We start from the raw sequence: 2,150 nt of genomic DNA on the forward strand, positions 1-2,150 counted from the left end.
GCGGCGGCTGAAGCTGAGGCGGCAGCGGGGCTTGCTTTGAGTGCGTCGGCCAGGTCGCGGACGTTGATCCGTGCGAGCCTGTCGGCGGCGCCGGTGGCGTTGTTGAGCCCGGCCGGGTCGTTCATCGCCGGTGGGCGGTCGAACTTCATCCCCTTGTCGGGCATGAGGTCGCCGGCGCCGTGACGTTCGCCCGGAACATTGGCCGCGCTATCGAAGACCGGCCCTTCCACAGGGTCCAAGGAACGGGGCTTGACGATCTCAGGGACATCGATCTCGGTGAAGCCGAAACGAGGCGGCGGAGCCGGCCCTGGCGGTGGTGGTACCAGGCTCGGCTCGGTCTTCTTCGGGAACGCGTGCCGCAGGTCATCCAGGCCCTTGTTGAGCTTGGATATGCCCTTGGCCCCGCCGTACAGCAGCGATCCGACGTTCAGCACGCCGGATGTGATCACGTAGCCGGGACGGTCGTTCCATTCCTGCCAGGGCACCAGAGAGTTCGCGAGACCCTTCCAGCCACTCTTGACGTTGTGCCACCACTGTCCGACGGTGAGGTCCTGGTGGTAGACGCCGTTCTCGTCGATCCGCCCGTCAAGCTTTCCCACCAGCGTTCCGAGGTCGCCGAGAATTCCGCCCCAGTTGTCCTCCAGGCGGCCCAGCCACTGAGTAAAAGTTCCCGCTCCGCCGTAGCTGTCAGGGTCGCCGTAGACGTGCCCGCCGATCGCGTCGAGCCCGAAGGTGACCAGAGCGGACCCGAAAGTATAGATACCGTCTCCGACGTCTTCATACCAGGGTTTGTCTCGCGTTTGTGGAGCCCCCCACGGTGTGGGTGCGCCCTTCGGTGCCTCCGCCAGCCCGTAGATATGGTCACCGCGGTGTTTCAGTGGCGTGTCGGGTGCGAAATGGGTTCCACCGAAGAGCGCGGTGATCTTGTTCGCGCAGGCCCGCTCGGCCTCCTGATACTGCACCAGTGCCGCCATGGCGGCATCGTTCAGCCGGTTGTTCTCCTTGACCCACTCCCCGTTCTTCTGCCAGTCACCGAAATCACCGTCCCAGTTCCCGTCGACCTTCGCGCGGAAGTCGGTCGCCTGCGCCCGCAGCCCGTGCAGCCTGGTGACGATCGGGCGGACCTCGTCGACGAACGCCAGCAGTGCCCCACCGACGGTCTTGGCCTCATGCCCGAACTGCTCTCCCGTCACCGGGACGTCCCGCGTCGCGGCGATCAGATCCGAGGCCTCGAGCGCCCGGTAGAACGCCGACAGGCCGCGCCACGCCGAATCGAGATCACCACTGGTCCTCGCAAACCGTTCCCCGACCCTTTTCAACGCGCGACCCGCGGCTTCCAACTCGGCCAGATGAACATCCGGAACCGGCATCCTCGACGGATCGACCGGATCATCTGGATCAAGCTCCGGAGGAGGCTTTTCCGGAACGAACGGACCGTACGGAGTGACCGAAGGGTCCCGGACGATCACATCGTCCGGGCCGAGCGAATCAGCCATGCCTACCTCCGGCGCACACCCAGCACCATGACCCGCACGGCAACCCCCGGATCAGCCCCCGGATCAGCCGCCGCTACCATCGGCCACCCGCCTGCGGGCTGGGGGCGTCCACCGCGCGCCTCTGGGCCTTCTCCGCCATCTTGATGTCGCCATCCATATACGCATTCGTCGCGTCCATGGCACCCTTGACACAGCTGTGCACCTTGTGGAACGTGCTCTTCAAATCGGGTTTGACGGCCTTGACATATTCCCTCAGGGCGATACCTATCGGCTCGCTCGACGCAGCGGCCACGGCGTCATCCACATACTGCGCGAACTCGCCAGCCCGCTTCACCAGGCCACCGTTCCCCTTGCCGTCCTCACCCGCGTAAAGGGTCATGACCTTTTCCAGCACCGTTTGAACACCGACCGGATCGATGTCCCACCCATCGATGTTCCCCCAGCCTGTCATCAGCACCCCTCCCGTGGGCCCGTGACACCAACTCGCCCGCACCGGCTGCCGCCGACACCCCACAGACCCGACCGTCCGAAATCACCACCGTTCGTCAACCCCCGAACCCGACCACGACCTGCAGCGCAAAAGACCGGTGGCGCGTCCGGCGATCGACCGGACTGTCTCCGCGACGGCTTTCTCACGCAGCCGCCGAGATACAC

The 2,150-nt window shown here is 65.4% G+C and carries 1 protein-coding gene and 1 pseudogene; both read right to left on the reverse strand.

Annotated elements, in window-relative coordinates:
* Positions 1–1,496: pseudogene (locus tag AB0C78_RS50665) on the reverse strand (hypothetical protein); the annotation flags it as partial.
* A 73-nt stretch (positions 1,497–1,569) separates the two neighbouring features.
* Entirely contained in the window at positions 1,570–1,947 is a 378-nt protein-coding gene (locus AB0C78_RS50670; protein ID WP_360763016.1) for a DUF6507 family protein, read from the reverse strand.
* Positions 1,948–2,150: the final 203 nt, after the last annotated feature.

Source organism: Actinomadura sp. NPDC048394 (assembly GCF_040651755.1).
GTDB classification, from domain to species: Bacteria; Actinomycetota; Actinomycetes; order Streptosporangiales; family Streptosporangiaceae; genus Spirillospora; species Spirillospora montaniterrae.

Coding starts and splice junctions, on each gene's coding strand:
- AB0C78_RS50670 (WP_360763016.1), bottom strand. CDS start 1,947: ATGACAGGCTGGGGGAACATCGATGGGTGGGACATCGATCCGGTCGGT.